The 16,529-nt window shown below is 51.3% G+C and carries 15 protein-coding genes; 2 read left to right on the top strand and 13 right to left on the bottom strand.

Translation table 11 applies throughout. From position 1 onward, the window contains the following. From M3650_RS00815 to M3650_RS00765, 11 genes are all read right to left on the bottom strand, one after another. Positions 1-252 (bottom strand): acyl carrier protein, encoded by a 252-nt coding sequence (locus M3650_RS00815; protein WP_019424897.1) that lies wholly within the window; start codon positions 250-252, stop codon positions 1-3. A gap of 5 nt (positions 253-257) precedes the next feature. Beyond that, a complete protein-coding gene (locus tag M3650_RS00810) occupies positions 258-1,322 on the bottom strand; it encodes an HAD-IIIC family phosphatase (RefSeq protein ID WP_251571604.1) in 1,065 nt (354 codons plus the stop codon). A gap of 12 nt (positions 1,323-1,334) precedes the next feature. After that, positions 1,335-2,189: a 3-hydroxyacyl-CoA dehydrogenase family protein gene (locus M3650_RS00805; protein WP_251571602.1), complete on the bottom strand. Its 855-nt coding sequence runs from the start codon at positions 2,187-2,189 to the stop codon at positions 1,335-1,337. 3 nt (positions 2,190-2,192) lie between these two features. Further along, entirely contained in the window at positions 2,193-2,924 is a 732-nt protein-coding gene (locus M3650_RS00800; protein WP_251571600.1) for a thioesterase II family protein, read from the bottom strand. After that, on the bottom strand, positions 2,925-4,466 hold the full coding sequence (locus M3650_RS00795; RefSeq protein WP_251571597.1) for a serine hydrolase domain-containing protein: 1,542 nt from the start codon (positions 4,464-4,466) through the stop codon (positions 2,925-2,927). An 18-nt stretch (positions 4,467-4,484) separates the two neighbouring features. Next, on the bottom strand, positions 4,485-9,017 hold the full coding sequence (locus M3650_RS00790; protein ID WP_251571595.1) for a non-ribosomal peptide synthetase: 4,533 nt from the start codon (positions 9,015-9,017) through the stop codon (positions 4,485-4,487). Further along, entirely contained in the window at positions 8,998-10,029 is a 1,032-nt protein-coding gene (locus tag M3650_RS00785) for a BtrH N-terminal domain-containing protein (RefSeq protein ID WP_251571593.1), read from the bottom strand. Before M3650_RS00785 ends, M3650_RS00790 begins: the two co-directional genes overlap by 20 nt. Before the next feature lie 298 nt (positions 10,030-10,327). Next, positions 10,328-10,897, bottom strand: coding sequence for a manganese catalase family protein (locus tag M3650_RS00780; protein ID WP_251571591.1), 570 nt, complete (start codon positions 10,895-10,897; stop codon positions 10,328-10,330). A gap of 121 nt (positions 10,898-11,018) precedes the next feature. Beyond that, positions 11,019-11,288, bottom strand: coding sequence for a spore coat protein CotJB (locus tag M3650_RS00775; RefSeq protein WP_251571589.1), 270 nt, complete (start codon positions 11,286-11,288; stop codon positions 11,019-11,021). After that, positions 11,285-11,587, bottom strand: coding sequence for a spore coat associated protein CotJA (locus M3650_RS00770; RefSeq protein WP_483311715.1), 303 nt, complete (start codon positions 11,585-11,587; stop codon positions 11,285-11,287). Before M3650_RS00770 ends, M3650_RS00775 begins: the two co-directional genes overlap by 4 nt. 229 nt (positions 11,588-11,816) lie before the next feature. Continuing rightward, on the bottom strand, positions 11,817-12,326 hold the full coding sequence (locus tag M3650_RS00765) for a Crp/Fnr family transcriptional regulator (RefSeq protein ID WP_019424887.1): 510 nt from the start codon (positions 12,324-12,326) through the stop codon (positions 11,817-11,819). A 220-nt stretch (positions 12,327-12,546) separates the two neighbouring features. On the opposite strand from M3650_RS00765, the gene M3650_RS00760 reads away from it, so the two are divergent. Beyond that, positions 12,547-12,933 (top strand): YhjD family protein, encoded by a 387-nt coding sequence (locus tag M3650_RS00760; RefSeq protein ID WP_251571587.1) that lies wholly within the window; start codon positions 12,547-12,549, stop codon positions 12,931-12,933. A gap of 226 nt (positions 12,934-13,159) precedes the next feature. Here M3650_RS00760 and M3650_RS00755 read toward each other — a convergent pair whose 3' ends face one another. Together M3650_RS00755 and M3650_RS00750 are read right to left on the bottom strand one after the other, a co-directional pair. After that, positions 13,160-13,498, bottom strand: coding sequence for a YolD-like family protein (locus tag M3650_RS00755; RefSeq protein ID WP_019424885.1), 339 nt, complete (start codon positions 13,496-13,498; stop codon positions 13,160-13,162). Beyond that, positions 13,495-14,736, bottom strand: a complete 1,242-nt coding sequence (locus M3650_RS00750; protein WP_251571585.1) for a DNA polymerase IV — start codon at positions 14,734-14,736, stop codon at positions 13,495-13,497. The genes M3650_RS00755 and M3650_RS00750 overlap by 4 nt, the downstream gene beginning before the upstream one ends. A 294-nt stretch (positions 14,737-15,030) precedes the next feature. On the opposite strand from M3650_RS00750, the gene M3650_RS00745 reads away from it, so the two are divergent. Continuing rightward, positions 15,031-15,705 carry an SOS response-associated peptidase gene (locus M3650_RS00745; protein WP_019424883.1) on the top strand — a complete coding sequence of 225 codons (675 nt, stop codon included), beginning with the start codon at positions 15,031-15,033 and terminating at the stop codon, positions 15,703-15,705. The last annotated feature ends 824 nt before the right edge of the window (positions 15,706-16,529 follow it).

Here is a 16,529-nt window from a genome sequence, read left to right as displayed (position 1 = left end):
TTACACCTCCTGCTTATGCTTTTCGATTAGCCTTACGATGTTATTGAGCGTGCTGAAATTGGCGATATCCAAATCTTCGTTCCCGACCGTAATCCCGAACTCTTGCTCGATATAGCCGAGCAGCTTCATCGCGAACAAGGAATTGACGAAGCCCATTTGAAAAATATGATCGTCGTCGGAGAATACCGCCTCATCCTCGAATACAACCAGATTGCTTTCAATAAAATCGCGAATTTTTTGCTTGTTTTCCATCGCGTTTACCCCTTTCTCCCTGCAACCGTCACCTTCACCTCGATATAAGGCGGGAACGGTTGAATTTGATTCAGATCGTTTTCAAACAAAATATTCCCCTGGCCGTCGTTGGCAACTTCCACAAAGTTAGCGAAACGGTAGGTAACGTACATCATCCTGTTGCGATCCGTCTGTTTGAAGTCGGCTCGCAGTGCTTTTCCTTCGCTTTTCGCCTGCTGCATAATATAGGTGAGCATGACGGTGCCCACACCGCGGGACATCACCCTGCAAGACATCAGCAGCAATTTCAAATGCCAATAGCTTTCCTTCAATTCGAGCAGCGCAAGTCCGATTTTGCCGTATGAGCCGTATTTATCCGTCAACTCGCACACCAGCAGCATATAGTCCGGAGACTGTCTAATCTTATCCAGCTCCTCGTAGCTGTACGTATAGCCTGTCGCATTCAACTGATTGGTGCGGACGGTCAGCTCCTCCGCCCGTTTCAAGTCCTCCTCCCTCGCCTCGCTTATGACAAAGCGCATGCCGAGTGAGCTCAGAAACGCTTCTTGAGGTCCTGCAAACGATTCTTCTTCCTGCTTGCGCTGCATGTCCTCCATATACATGGCACGACGCCGCGTCGAGTCTTCCGTAATGAACCGGGGATTGAGACGCGGATGAGCAAGCAGCGTTTCGTATGCCGCAGCATCCATGCAAGCCACCTCGGGATGTACGCTTTGCACCTCATCACGTTCGAAGGGCTGGTCGTCGATGAACAGAATCGTGTCCATGCCGATGTTCAAGTTGCCGCATATTTTCTCGATTGACATCGATTTGGCACCCCAGTTGATTTCGGGATATAGAAAATACGAGGCGATGCCGAGTTCATGCAATTTGTCCATCGCGTGCTCCGCATCATTTCTGCTCGCGATCGAATGCAGAATGCCGCGCGAGTCCAGCTCCGCGAGAATGTCTCGCATATGCGGCTTCAGCATAACCTCGCCTGACTCCAACAAAATACCATCCCACATCGTATGGTCCAGATCCCATACAATGCATTTAATTTCCTTTGCCTTTTCCGTAGCCTTGTCCATCGCTTTTCCCCCCTACAAGCTGTACTCAAAAAATCCTTTTCCCGATTTTTTGCCCAAATATCCGGCATCTACCATCTTCACAAGCAGCGGGCAAGGCCGAAACTTCGGATCCTTATAGCTGTCATACAATACGAGCAGCGAATTGAGGATTGTATCCAAGCCAATCAAATCGCAGGTAGCAAGCGGTCCCATCTTATGACCGAAGCCGAGACGGAAAATTTTATCGACATCCTGCGGCTCGGCTACCCGATCCTGAATGGCCCAGACGCATTCGTTGATCGTCAGCATGAGGACACGGTTCGTAACGAAGCCGGGAAAATCGTTGACAACCACCGGGACCTTGTCGAACGATTTCAAAAACTGCACCCCGCAAGCAACGGTCTCGTCCGATGTATGCTCTCCCCGGATAACTTCGACGAGCTCCTTCATCGGGACCGGGTTCATGAAATGCATGCCGATAACGTTGTCTGGTCTGGGCATCAATGCGCCCACCTTCGTAATGGAAATGCAGCTCGTATTTACAGCGTAGTACGTATGTAAGCCGCATGCCTCGGCCAGCTCCATGTACACCGCTTTCTTCCGCTCCCATTCCTCTGTAATGTTCTCGACGACGAACTGCACGCGCCCAAAGTCATCATAGGCAGTGGTAAATGTAATCCGCGCGAGAACGTCCTCTATGGTAAGCTGCTTCGCCCGCGGCTTGACCATTTTCAGCAGCCGGAAATCCGTTTGAATCTTATCCTTGGCTCGCCGTACGGCGTCTTCGCTAATATCCTTCAGCACCACCTCGTATCCGTAGCAAGCGAGATCCAAGGCGACGTCGCTTCCCATTACACCTGCTCCGACTACTCCAACGGTTTGTATCATTGTTCACAGCTCCTTTTTTGTGGACATCTGCAGTACGGGACTGCGCAACGCAGCATTGATGAGCGAAACCACCTGAACGGTATGTTCATTGATGAAAAAGTGACCGCCCGCAAATTCGTAGGTATGACAGGCTCGGCTGCCATACCTGGACCACTCCGAAAGGTCGAATCCTTCGGTGGCGGTATCTTCTTTGCCGTTCAGCACGGAAATATCGCAGTGAATCAGGTCCGGCTTGTCCTCGAAGCGGTGTGTCTCCACCAACTGCAAATCTCTGCGCAGCACCGGTAAAAACAACCGCAGCAGTTCTTCCCGCTCAAAGACCTCTTCCTCGGTTCCTCCTAACCGCATAATTTCCTGCTGCAGCCTGGCATCGGACAGAGTATGAAGCACATTGGTCTTCTGAGCATGAGGAGGATACGTTCCTGACACGAAGAGATGGACTGGCTCCCGCGCCATGCTCCGCTTGACGGCATGCGCCAGCTCATAGGCGACGAGCGCTCCCATGCTATGACCGAAAAAGGCGAAGTCGGACCCGTCTAAATGTTTGTCCAGGCAGCGGCATAAATCCTCAATCATCTCATCCATGCTGCCGTAATGGGGCTCCGACAGCCTTCTCCCCCGTCCGGCCAGTTCAATGGGCTGCAATTCAATATCGTCGTGCAGATGACGCTTCCACCGCGTGTAGATTGTAGCGGAGCCTCCGGCATAGGGCAGGCAGAACAGCTTGCATTTCATTTACTTCACCTCCTCAATAGCAATAGGCGGGAGCGGTTCAGACCTGCGCTTCCCCGCAGGAAACAGCCAGACTGCAATAAAGAAAAGAAAGGTGATTCCACCGACAATGTAGAGTGCATATACGAGCCAAATGACGGTGACAGGCGACCATACCGCGACTACATCCAGCGGCAGTCCTGCAAAGGCTTTACCAAGCAGCCCCCCAATGCCCCAGAAGTAAGCTCCGGTAAGCACGAACGCGGCCCCGAGTCCGATGCTCCGCCTTCCTTTCGGCGGGACGAATGCGCGCCGCTGATGACGCAGTTGACCCGGGATGCGAATCGCTGCACTTGCCAGCACGATCGTGATGACGGATATGACAATAAGCGCAACCATGGCAATCCGATCTAGCTGCGGATAGTAATCCGCTTCAACGGGCGGCGGCTCTTGTTCCCGCAATAAGCGCATCAAACCTTTCCCAATGTGAAACGTATAAGCGGAATTGATATTGGCGAGCACTCCTACGCCAAGCCGCTCCTGCGGCCTCACGATGAAATAGGACGAAAAATTCGGATTGGATCCTTGGTGCGACCATTCCTCCCCATCAACCGAAACAAACCATCCCGCGGCATAGTAGTTCTGGTTCGTGTCCGGCACCACTGCCGTATCAGGCCTATGAGAACGCTCGATCATGGCTCGATCGCCTTCGGACATGCGGTCCGTTCCAAGCTGAAGCAGCAGCCACCGCCCGATATCGTCCGCATTGGAGAGTATGTAGCCAGCAGGTGTGTTGCCCCTGTAAGCTGGAGCCTCGAACAAGCGCGGTGAACCGAACGCGAACTTGTATCCTTTGGCCAGCCGCTGCCGATCGGTCAACTGTGCCGCTGGTACGGTGTCATTCATCCCAAGACGTTGCAGCATCTGGGACATATAAGCTTCATAGGACATGCCAGACACTTGCTGAATGACCAGCCCCAAAACGTCGTAATTGATCGTGGCATATTGATATCTGCCTCCCGGACGGTCATCCAACTCCGCTCCTGACAGTGCTCTCACCGTCTGCTCCAGCGCCTGCTCTCCTGAATCGATCGGAATGGAAGCGAGCGAAGCGAACGGCACACCGCTCGTATGATGCAGCAAGTGGGCGAGTGTCACGTTTGCCGCTTGTCCTTTGTAGGTCAGTTGCAACCACGGAATGTAGCGGGTTACCGGGTCGTCCAGACGCAGCGCGCCCTGCTGCTCCAGCTGCAATAAAGCCAGGCCGGTAAATGCCTTGGAGGTCGAGCCCAATTCAAACAAGGTAGAGCTTGTTGCCGGAATTCCAGCTTCCCGGTCGGCCACCCCGAAGCCCTTGGCATACACCACCCGATTCCCGCTCACGATGACGACCGCGGCGCCGGGACTTTGCGCATTCTCGAGCTGTGCCTGCACAAACCGCTCGATGGCGGCTGCGTCAACATTCGAATGCTCTTTCCCAGAATGGGCGTCCTCTTGGGCTGCGGCCGATATCGGGCTGCAGAGCAGCGCCGCCATAAGCACATAGAAAGCAAGCTTCTTTACCACGTTTCTTCGCCCCTTTATTTAGTTGAAGAGAACGTCCAACTCTTCTTGCTCCAGCTTCACCGTCTCAAAATCGGATGGCGTAAAGTCCGACTGTTCCCTGTCCGCGCAGAACTGAATTATCTCGTTCAACCGCTGCATAAAGGCGCGCATCAGCGCTTCCATCGTGTCCCGGCTGAATTTGGCTGTGCTGTATGTTATACGGACTTGGAGCGTCTTATCGATGACCATCGCTACGACATCGGCCAAGCAAGATAGCCGGTTGCTCGAACACGTGTCGCTTCCCGTATCTTCCGAAGCAATTTGCAGCACCGGGCTGTGCAGATGATTGTCGATCTCTCCCATGTAGTTGAAGCGGAGCAAGCCCTGATCGGTCTTTGCAACCCGGCCGGAACCGTATGCTAATATGCCGTAGTCAACCCCTTTGTTCGGAATGGATCGGAGCTGCTCCTTTATGCTCTTTATGATGTCGGCAGGCTCTGTGCCAGACAGACGGAGGTTGACCGGATACATCGAAGTGAACCACCCGACCGTTCTGGATACGTCGATGTTCTCGAACAGTTCCTCGCGCCCGTGCCCCTCCAGCTCGAACGTGACCTTCTCCTTGCCTGTGAAGCTGATTACTGCCATTGCTAGCGCGGTGACCAGCAAATCGCTCGTCTGTGTGTGGAACGCAGCGTTAGCATCTCCCAACAACTTCCGCGTCTCTTCAACGGGCAGTTCCCTGACAAGCGTGCCGCATACGGCATGCCGGTCGTCAGCTGAAGGGAAATCGGCGTTCAAGCTGTCTTCCGCTTCTTCCACGACAGACTGCCAATATTCGAGGTGCTCGCGCGCTCGCTCGTGGCTGTATGCTTCGATGGCCTCCGCCCAGGCTTGGACGGAATTCGTTTTGGCCGGCAGAGGCAAGCTTGCCCCGGTCATTACCGCTTGCAGCAGCCGATCAAGGTCTTCCAGCATAATTCTCCAAGACACGCCGTCCACGACCAAATGATGCGCCGTCAGCAGGAGACTCTGTCCCTGTACTCCTTTATCAAGTAAAAGCGATTTAATTAGCAATCCGTGGCCAAGACGCATACTCGCTTTGAACGACTCGGCGCGGTTCTTCAACGCTGCGGTCCGTTCCTCCGCCGAATGATGGGCAAGGTCGCAGCTGGCAAGCTCCACGTCTTCCCGCTCGACTTGCCGGTATGCGAGACAGCCGGCCCTTTCGTCATACTGCAGCCTCAATGCATCATGATGCTGTATTAATGCATATAGCGCCGCCTGCAGCTGCTCGGTCGTCACCTTCTGCGTTAAGCGAAGCAGAACGGATTGGACATAATAATGCGGATTGTTCCATTCTCTTCCGAAAAACCAGGACGTAATCGGCAGCGGCTTGATCGTCCCTTCGCACAGACCCTGCTCAACCGAAGCAGACACGTTCATTTCAATCAGCGCCGCCAGTTCATAGATAACCGGATAACTCAAAATGTGTTGAACCTTCAGCCTGTAGCCTGCGGCATTTACTTTGGACGCAATCTGAATCGCCTTGATCGAGTCGCCGCCCATACGATAGAAATTGTCATGGGGATTCATTTCCTCTACCTGCAGCACTTCCTTGAAAATGTCCGTCAAAAATGCTGCGATGAGATGGGGCTCCCCTGTATCGATCTGTTCGAGCGCTCGTTCCGGAGCAGGCAGAAGCCGGCGGTCCACTTTTCCGTTCGGCGTCAGCGGCAGTTGATCCAGACGGACAAAATACGCTGGAATCATATACGAAGGCAGCGCCTCCGCCAGCCTCATCCTCAGTTCCAGAGAAGCAAGCTCTCCCGCGGCAACGAAGTAGGCGACAAGATGATGCTGCCCGTCATCCCCGGTCTGATCAATGACGACCGCTTCTTCAATCGGGTCCATCGCAAGCAGTTGATGTTCGATTTCTCCCATCTCAATGCGGTACCCTTTAATTTTGACTTGGTGATCGATTCTGCCCAGATATCCGATCTCGCCTTTATCGTGACGCATGGCCAAGTCGCCGGTCCGGTACATGCTCTTGCCCGGCAGGAACGGGTTGTCCAAAAAGCGTTCCTGTGTCAGCTCTGGTCTATGCAAGTAGCCCCGGGCCACGCCGTCCCCAGAAATGTATATTTCGCCAATCGTCCCATTCGGAACTGGCTCCAATCTCTGGTCCAGCAAATAAATTTGCACGTTGTCGATCGGCTGTCCTATCGGCACTGACGTCCCCTTGTCCCGCGCTGGGTCGTACCGGTAAATCATGCAGCCAACCACCGTTTCGGTCGGGCCGTATTCGTTGTAGATGTCAATGCCGCCACCACACCGCTCGTGAATGTGATGAGCAAGCGCACACTTCAAATCCTCTCCACCCACGATGAATGTCCGGACGCTAGAAGCATACAGATCGATGTCTTTGATGAGCGCAAGATGCGCCGGCGTCAGCTTGATGACCGTAGCCTTGTTGTCGCGTATAATGCGGTGAACAATGAATTCGTTCCCATCGTCCTCATAGATTTCAATGCGGTTGCCGCTAATTAACGGCGTAAAGATAGATGTCACTGTCAAGTCAAATGCAATCGAGGAATAGAGCGCAAACACATCGTCGTGCGCGTGAATATACGTTTTGTTCGCCCACCAAATATAGTTCACCAGTCCTCGATGTTCGATCATCGTCCCCTTCGGATTGCCTGTGGAACCCGAAGTGTAAATGATATAGACCAGATCGTCCGCCGTGCTCATTGCCGGCAGGTTGCTCTTGTCGTTTTCGTATAGACGTTCATCATCGAGCGCGATAACCGCACCTTCATAAGACAACTGCTCCCATTCCTTGCCGTGCGTCAGCAGAAGCGAAGCTCCGCTATCCCGTAAAATATATTCGATCCGCTCCTTGGGATAATCGGGGTCGATGGGAAGATACGCGCCTCCGGCCTTGATTACCGCCCATATACCAACCACAATTGCCAGAGAGTGCCGTCCCATGATGGCTGCCGGCGTATGCGGGCGGATCCCGCTCTTCAGCAGCGTGCGTGCTAGCTGATTTGCTCGATCGTTCAGCCCGCGATACGTAAGCGATTGCCCATTGCATGAAGCGGCCACGCGGTCCGGCGTCCGTTCAACTTGTTCTTCGAATAGCTGCAATATCGTTTTTTGCGCAGGATACGTACGTTCCGTCATGTTGCACGCGTACAGAAGATCTGCACGTTCACCCGGCAGCAGCAGCTGTAAATCACCAATTCGGGCATCGGGGCAACTTATAATTTGATCTATTAAATGGAGCAGGCGGCAGTATATTTCATCGATTTGTATGTCTGTATAGTCGCCTGTTTTGTAATCGAAGTACAACTCCAGCCCGCCATTCGATGACCATTCAGTGACAATGACCTGCAATGGATACAGCTGGTTGCCGTTATGAACTTCGATTTGCTGCATTTTCCATCCGGGGCCGAAGCTCCGGTCAAATGTAGTATTGTAATAGTTCACGCACACTTGAAATAATTGATCCAACCCCCTCTTCTGAAGTTGGAGGTCCTGCACGAGCAAGTTGTAAGGATATTTCTGATGGAAATAGCATTGGATGAGTTCATGGTTGACGTTATGTATGAACGTGGAGAAGGACATCTCGTATTGGATGTCAGCGAGAAATGGCATCGTGCTGGTAAACATCCCGAATGTGTTTTTTTCTTTGACTCCGGTACGGTTTAATACGGGTGTGCCTATCATGATGCGGTCTTGTTGGTTCGCTTTGTGGAGGTAAAGGAGCATCGTTGCTACAAAAAAGGTGTTCAACGAAATGTGATGCACATGTGCGAAATCGCGAATGGCTTCTGAGGTGTGCGAGCTTATCAGGAACTTCTTGCGTTTGCCTGACGTGCCGCTTGCCGTAGTATGCAGGGCAACGTCATGGACGTGCTCGAATTTTTTTTGCCAGTAGTGTTTATTTTTCACAAGACGGGAAGACGACAAATACTTATGCTCATGTCCGATGTAGTCTAAATAGCTGGGCCGTACTTCCTGCTGAACTTCCTCACCTTGCATCAGCTGCGTATAAATTTGGTTGATTTGCGTCGTCATCAGTTGAAAAGACCATCCGTCAGAGATAATATGGTGGGCTTTCGTTAAATACGCGCTCTCCGACTCGTTAATTTTGACCAGTGCAAAATCGTAAAGCAATTCCCCGTCCAGCGGCAGGGGATTGGCGAACTCCGCACTCACCCAAGCATCGACATCAGCATCCGAAGGTGTAGTCGTAAAATCGATGAACGGGAACGTCCTCCTTCGATACTCTGTCACTGTCTGCTGCACCGTGCCGTCTTGTTCAACGAGCCGTATGCGGATGGCATCGTTTTGCCGGATAAACTGGTTTATCGCTTCCTCCAACAGCTGAAAATCGACGGGACCGTAAATTTTGATTAGTCCTCCAATGTTATGGAGGCTCGTGCCTGGATAGATGTTCTCCACGTACCAAATGCGCTTTTGCGGATGTGTTAACGGATACAGCTTGCGCGCGTCGTCCAGAGAAATGACCTCCAATCGGGTTAAGTTACGAATGTTGAGGAACATGCTGGTGTTCCAGCGCTTCCGCTACCGTTCCCAATATCCGTTTTTCGCTTTCCATTATGCAAGTCACTTCGTTAATTCCTTGCTCCAGAATAGCATCGTCTCCGGTCATGGCGAACTTCATCAGCAAATGCCGCAAGGCAAAAGCTTGTTCCTCTATCGGTTGGAAGCATCCTGCAAAAGCTGGCGGAAGAAGCCCCTGCTCGCATAAATAATTGATTCGAAGCCCCATCGTTTTCTTATGCTCCCACAAAATATGGATAGGCCTTATATCACGTTTCCGCACAAGCACGGGTATGTTGCAGATGAGCGCAGAATAGACTTCTACGCCGAATGCCGCCTCCAACGGGTCAGTCGTCCCACGGTTGCGCAAGGAAACATTGCAGGCGGCAATGTACTCTTCCATCGATTGTTTGATGAACGCCGCATCCAGCCGGTAGCTCCCTGCTTTATTGAATTTGTACAAATAGATTTGCTCTTGATAGTTGTCCGTCCATTCAAGATGGCGAAATCCCTGCTCCAATTCATGAAACGGCACGATCGTCTTCCGGAACTGCATCTCCTCATCATAGCCGAGAACGAGGAACGTCCGCTTCGCAGCATCGTAACCGTACACCAAAATATCATGAGCATAATGAGTTTGACGATAGACTCGTCTGTGAGGGATATAGTACTCATCGACATTGAGAGAGATCGTATAGCCTGAATTGATACCATTTACCAGAAATTCGACAATTCCTGGTGGTGAGTCGAGCACGATTTCCCGCTCCAATTTTTGCGTAATCAGCCACGGACAGTGAATGAAATCTTCTCCATAAAAACTGAACGGCACAGAGCCTGAAGTGCGTTCTTCGTCAAGGTCGTGATGGCAATAAAGGTGAATGAAATTGCTGTAAAACCACGGCAGCGCCTCTTTGCGGGTGAGCGCCGTACAAAGAGGATAGGCAACATATTGATATCCCACAATCGGGGGAATGACCAATTCCAATTCCTTGACGCCCAAAACGATATCCACCTCTTCTTTATCGATAGAGATATTATGTAAAATAATGAAACATAATGCAATTTTCTTCGATTAGTCATTATTCGTATTTCCTGTAAGTTACTCTAACAATATTCCCATAGGTGTATATTGTTGTCAATATGTATTGAAAGTTTTTAACAGTTTTTTCACAACCCTTCTTATCGTTCCTGTTACTAATAACATTTTATTCAAAATCACGTTATATGTAACATTATTTATATGGATATATACTTCTCTGTATAGCCCAACAGCCGGCGCCCTTAACACGCCGGCTCTCACTCTAGCATTTCTAAAATACCTTTCTTGCTTCCCTCTCCTCCTTCAAAATTTCGACAGCTTCCCGGAACCGCAGTGAATGCACGATTTCCCGCTCCCGCAAAAATTTCAACCCGTCCTGCAAGTCAACGTCATCCGTCATATCGATGAGCCACTGGTACGTGGCGCGCGCCTTCTCCTCTGCGGCAATATCCTCATACAAATCAGCAATCGGGTCCCCCTTCGCTTGAATGTAGGCAGCGGTCCAAGGCACGCCCGCGGCGTTGCTATAGAACAGCGCACTATCGTGCGCCACATAATGAGGTCCCAGACCGGCCGCATCCAACTGCTGCGGGGTAGCATCTTTGGTCAGTTTGTAGACCATAGTGGCAATCATTTCCAGATGGGCGAATTCCTCTGTCCCGATATCGGTCAACAGGCCGATCACTTTATCCGGTATCGAGTAACGCTGATTCAAGTAACGAAGCGCTGCGGCTAGCTCGCCGTCCGCGCCGCCGTACTGTTCCAGCAAGAGCTTTGCCATACGCGGGTCGCATTTGCTAACCCTGACGGGATATTGTAATTTCTTCTCATACACCCACAATCAAGCGTCCCCTCCTTTGGATGTTCTCCATTTTATCCTGTTCTCCATTCTATCCATTTCTGTTTATCGTTCATCGATTACTCAATAATGTTTTCACAGTCTAACGTTCGCGTCACAATGTTCACACCTGCCACGGCCACGGCGTCTCTATCCACGACCAAGGACATCCTGAATACGCACGCCCATAGTTTTGCAGCGGGCCGTATTTTTCCTGAAACTGATTGGCCATCTTCATCCTCTCATGCGTATAATGATTAAATTGCTGAATGGCCTGCACATCCCAAGGATGCGTATCCAAGTACAAATTCAACTCCAGCAGCACAAAATCAACGACCTGCAGCTGCTCCAACGCTTGCCTATACTCCTCGGTATGAAAAGGATGCGCGTTCATGTTGCCTCTCCCTCCCGTCCCCTTCTAGGCCGATATGGGCTGTGTAGCGCCGGCCAGAGCGTCCCGCAGCGCAGAGCTTGTTCAGGCGGAAACTGCGGCCAATTCGGCGGCTGGAAGACGATGAATTGATTCGGCGGCACGACATACGTTTTAAATGGCAGCGGCGGACAAGGATCGCACGGACTTCGGTACGGCACATATATCCGTTCCTGTGATCTGCCTGCCGGATGGCAACCTGCCCTGAATTCGGGTGGCACCCCTTCTTCAGGCAGACTTTGCGCTTCAAACTCGTTCCCCATGACGCTTTATTACCTCCTTCGTATCACTGCACTATACATCCGTCTTTATTACACATATGAAGAGAGAAGAATGTCCCATGATAAGCAAGAGAATAAGAATAACTCCTCAGCAGATTTTCCAGACGAAGCGCTCGTTCTAGCGGTACGTTCTATCCGTTTCGCAAAAAAGCCAAGGTACGGCATGCTTGTGCACATCCGGTTACCTTGGCCTCGTCTTTGTCTTCTTCTGTTATGAACCGCCTTGCCGAATTAACCGGTTGACGGTCTCGCGGCGCACACCGATAAGCTGACCAATCTCTTCTTGCGTCAGCAGTTCCGTTAACGGCGCCTCTTTCGTATAACTGTCAAGCCACTTCTTCAAGAGCTGCAGGCGTTCCCCCGGCGCACCGATTGTCAAATGATCGATGCGCTGCTGCATGAATCTGAGCTTCTCTTGGAGCAGCTTAGCGATACTCAGCGCTTTGTCCGGATAGAGACGAAGCTCCTCATACCATTCCTCTGCCGGAATACGCTCCACCTCGCTTGTCACCATAGCAATGGACGTGCCGTGGCAATCCTTGGGCGAAATAAGCGAATGGTGAGGCACAATCTCCCCCGGATACAAAATGTTAAACAGCACGATATTGCCGTTTTCATGCAGACGCGTAACCTTGAACAGGCCGCTCGCGATGCGATATAAGTAAGTGCCTGGATCTCCTTGGCGAAACAATATCTCCCCGCGGTGCAGCGTAATGTGCATTCCTACCTCTCCTTTCCTGCTGCCAACATCTCTGCGAATGACGGAGTATTGACGAGACTTTTGTCTCTATTGTAATCATTTTTACGTCTTTTGACCACGAACGCCTATTGAAATACGAATATTTGTTCGGTATTATAAATATAATAAGAACACAAGTTCGTATTTTTTGGATTTGTTATTTACCCTTGGCCAAATAAAAATGAAGGAGGAAGAGATAGGAATGGGTTCTCTTTCCGCTGCGAATGGCTCTCCTCCACACGATGGGGAAGATGCCTTCATTGTTAAGCAATACGTCATCCAGACGCTCATTCTCGATGTGCTGGAGCGTGATATTAAACGTCTTGCCTCTTCAGGGCTGAAGTTGGCTGACATTTACGTTCAGCGGCTGCGTCAGGCACAAGACGACGCCTCAACCGACCTGTTCCGTCTCCGGCGGCAGTTCCGTCAGCGCGGCATCAAAGTATACGAGGAGGAGCGTCAGGAGCATGGCGTGCGCGTCCAGTACGTCTGCCGTGGGTACCATCACTCGTTCTATATGCTTCGTGGGCTGATTCGAGCAGAGGTGAGGAGCTTAATGCAAAAGTATTTACACGTGTCTGCCACGTAATTGGGCTTTGTGGCAATTGCGCTCACAATCTGTGACATGCCCGCAGAAGCCGCCTATATTCGCCATTGTCGCATGCTCTGCTGCTAATTCATGCTATTCCGCACTCGAAGCTGGCGAGCGATGGATTACAATACCCAATTCCGAATCATCGTGTCATCGTGCATGCTGGCACCAAAAAGCCGACTCCTTCGTTCGGGAGCCGGCTTTTTGAACAACCTCCTATAGACTATAGAGCGAAGCTGGCGCCTACAATGTCGCAGAACTTAATCCATTCCCACTCTACAGTCCCCTGCAATTTAATCTGTTCTTGTTGTTTATCGAACTGGACTACTTTACCGATAAGCTCCCGGTCTTCCCATTCACTGTATACCGTCAACCTAATCGATGTACCATTCCATATGGATTCGGCAATGGCACGAGCTATTTGCTCTACTTCCTGCGCATCTAACACAGGCCGCCGCTTTCGCTCCAAGCTCTGCTGATGACGGACGTATGCCTCCTTATGCTCGGGAAGCATCATCCGCGAAGATTCAAATAAACCATTAGCTTTTAGCTTTTTACTCATTTGTAGTGCCCTCCAATTTTTCGGGAACGGTCTTTCGCTTGGCCAGCCTCCTTCAAAGAAGTCGCTCGCATTATCGCCGTATCGCCATATTTTTGTTTAATCCAATCTGTCGTGCGTTCCAATGCCATCTTTCGTTCACGGTCGTCGAACAGAGTCAGTTGGTATTCTTCGCTGCTGGTCAAACCTGTCAGCGACACACCGATCTTGCGCACCGGGAGTCCGTTCCAGTGCCGACGGAACAGCATACATGCCGCACGATACACCTCGTCCGTTATGTTCGTGGGATCTTCGATTTTCATTTGCCGGGAAAATCCTGTCGGGCGGTCGAAGTCCGCTCCTTGACAGCCAACGTTCACGACCTGCCCCATATATCCCTTCGTCCGGCAGCGCTGGCAGACCAGCTCGCACAGCTCCAGGATGACGATCTCGATCTCTTCCTGCATGACATAGTCCCGCGGGAGTGTCATCTGATGGCCGATTCCCTTCTGCCGATCGTGCGTGCCCGGCGTGACGGGCGACGAATCGATACCGTTGGCAATCCGCCAGATGACCTCGCCGTTAATCCCCCACCGCTGCCTCAGCTTGGATAACGGCGTTTGCGCCAAATCTCCGATCGTGCGGATGCCCATCCGGTGCAAATGGCCGGTCATCCTTGAACCGATCATGAACATTTGATGCACAGGAAGCGGCCACAGCACGTCAGGAAGTTTTTGCCGCGAAAGGGTGAAGATTCCGTTGGCGTTCTTCTTCGCAAAGTTATCGCACGCCATCTTGCTGATGACCTTGTTGCAGCTGATGCCAATTCTTGTGTACACGCCGGTTTCCATTTGAACCTGTTGTTGAATGCGCTTTGCAATCGTTTCTGGATCACCAAATAACGACAGGCTGCCTGTCACGTCCAGATGCTGCTCGTCAATGCTGTACGGTTCGACCAAATCAGTATACGACTGCAATATTTCGGTAATGTGTAGCGATACCCGAATGTATTCCTCCATATGGGGCCGAACGACAACGAGCTCCGGACATTTGCCCACAGCTTCGCCAAGGCGTTCTGCCGTCGTAATCCCGTGCTGCTTCGCAAGCGGACATGCGGCAAGGACGATTCCTGACCGCCGCGCAGGATCTCCCGCTACGACGAGCGGTTTGTTCTTGTATTCAGGGTGAGCTGCTTTTTCAACACTTGCATAAAAAGATTGACAGTCTGCCAGCATAATAATCCGTTCCGATGGTTTGCTCATATAGTTGCTCTTACGTCCCACATTACATCCTGTATTACATCCCGCACCACAACATCACCCCTACAAAGAACGTCTGTTCTTATATATACACAGAATACCGAACATATATTCCCGTTTCAACCGGGATATATTACATATGAGGGTGCCCGCATATATCCCCCCCCTTGGGCAGACTATGCAGCCTTTGTATTCCACTACCAACATCGGATTGTGATAATATGGAGAGGAGCCTATCCGGCATCATAATCGTATTCAATACGATCCCAGCACAAGAAGAAAGGATGCGCAGCTGTCATGTGTGGAAGATTTACGTTAACAGTTACAGTGGAACAGCTTATGGCTTATTATTCAATCGATTCGAGAGCGGCCATCCCTTTTCATACACCGCGCTACAATATTGCCCCAAGCCAAGCAGTGCTGGCCCTTATTCATGACGGAACGAAGCTGCGGCTCGGCCCGCTGAAGTGGGGCTTGGTTCCCGCTTGGGCCAAGGACGATAAAATAGCATGGCGCACCATCAACGCACGGGCGGAGACGCTGCAAGAGAAGCCGGCATTCCGTCTGCCGTTCGAACGCAAGCGCTGCATCATTCCGGCAGACGGCTTCTATGAGTGGAAGCGCCACGCGGACGGCACGAAGCAGCCGATGCGCATCGTCCGCAAGGACGGAAAGCTGTTCAGCATGGCAGGATTATATGATACGTGGCTGAACGCCGAAGGGGAAAAGGTAAGCACGTGCACCATCATTACGACGGAGCCGAATGAACTGATGGCCTCCATCCATGATCGGATGCCCGTCATCGTTCCGGAGGAGCAGCTGTCGTTCTGGCTTGACCGCCGCATCACCGACACGGGACAGCTTCAATCCGTCCTCCGCCCTTATTCTGCGGCAGAAATGGAAGCTTACCCGGTGGATGCGAAGGTAGGCAATACGCGAGTAGATGACCCAACCTGCATCCAGACGCTGTAACAGCCTATTAAGATTAGACACGAAACAAATACAGGGAGAGGGTATCCGCTGGGAGAACTGGCATTCGTCTTTGAAGCGAGTCATCCCACACACAGTCTCATCCCAATGACTTGGATTCAACAGCTCTAAGTCGGATACCCCCACCTGCTTATTTCCTAAATCACTTCATTATTCCTCCACCACCAATGGGACCTTTTATGTCAACATGACCGGCAGCGGGAATCATTCGTTGGCCTGTGCGCGAATGAGGATACAGCTGCTCCGCCATATGAACGTCCCCTTTACCTCATTTTGGATAAGAGTTGCTTTTTCTCCTAAAGGCGTAACATCTATCGAATAGCAAAGCATCCACTCTTCATGAATAACGCAATGTTCCGTTCGTGCAATAGCTCATTCAGACTAAAGGGGATCACTTCATCCTGCCCTTGCTTCATTCTCCCCTTTCATCAGGGAGCGGTACGTCCGATCATGACTTTAGATGCTGTCCGCTTAACTGCCAGAGCATGAACCGACGCTCTGTAGCATAATATCCATACTTAAACGGCATGAGGCTTATCCTCGACATTACCCTTTCTGACTGTATGGGAGAATAGAGCTAAGCACCATAGACGGAAGCACCGCATCATGTTCTCTGGCTATGAACAAAAAATTATATTTTCGATTCGTTTTTTTAACGCGATGAGGGAACTCGTTTGCAGGGGAATGGGTTGCTGCTGTTCTGAACGGTGGGGAGAGTGTGGCAAAGGAGCGAACTGACATACTCTTCTTCAGGAAGGGGAAAGAAACTACAGGGCCATAGAAAAGGTCAAAAAGCCCGGTTCATT

Source organism: Paenibacillus sp. MER TA 81-3 (assembly GCF_023713585.1).
Taxonomy (GTDB): Bacteria; Bacillota; Bacilli; order Paenibacillales; family Paenibacillaceae; genus Paenibacillus_B; species Paenibacillus_B profundus.
The sequence above is the reverse complement of the archived record's forward strand: the minus strand, read 5'-3'. Positions and strand labels throughout refer to the sequence as shown.